Raw genomic sequence first — 402 nt, 5'->3', positions numbered from 1 at the left:
TAGCAGGAGTTGCTGATGTCGTGAACGCCGTTCACGGAAAGGCGGGTGGTGGCGATGATGTCGGTGACATGGTGCTTACCGTCCCGGCTGACGGTGTTGACCATGTACTCGCCGCCGAAGAGATGTTCCTGGGCGACGATGCCCTCGTTGCGCTGGCTGAACAGGTTCTCGGCGCCGGCGAGTTCGAGGAAGGCGGCCGCACTCTCCTCGGGAGTGGCGCAGAACTTCACGCCGTCATTGCCCGCGCTCTTGAGCGGCTTGACAACGACGCGGGTGCCCAAATCCTTGTGCCACTGGGCGAGTTCGTCGGCACTTGTGGCGAGCAGCTGCCTGGCTCCGCGCACTCCGGCGGCCTTGATCGTCTCGATCATCGTGAACTTGTCGCGGCGGGCGGCGCTGAGC

1 protein-coding gene is annotated in these 402 nt (G+C 64.4%); it reads right to left on the bottom strand.

What is annotated here, in order from left to right; translation table 11 throughout:
- Positions 1–371: hypothetical protein (locus AC1DUE_RS20540; RefSeq protein WP_477041249.1), on the bottom strand; the 371-nt coding region annotated here is incomplete at its 3' end.
- Positions 372–402: the final 31 nt, after the last annotated feature.

It is taken from the genome of Cellulomonas sp. P4_A2, assembly GCF_056402515.1.
Note: the sequence above shows the minus strand (reverse complement) of the source record. Positions and strands in the feature narration are given on the sequence as shown.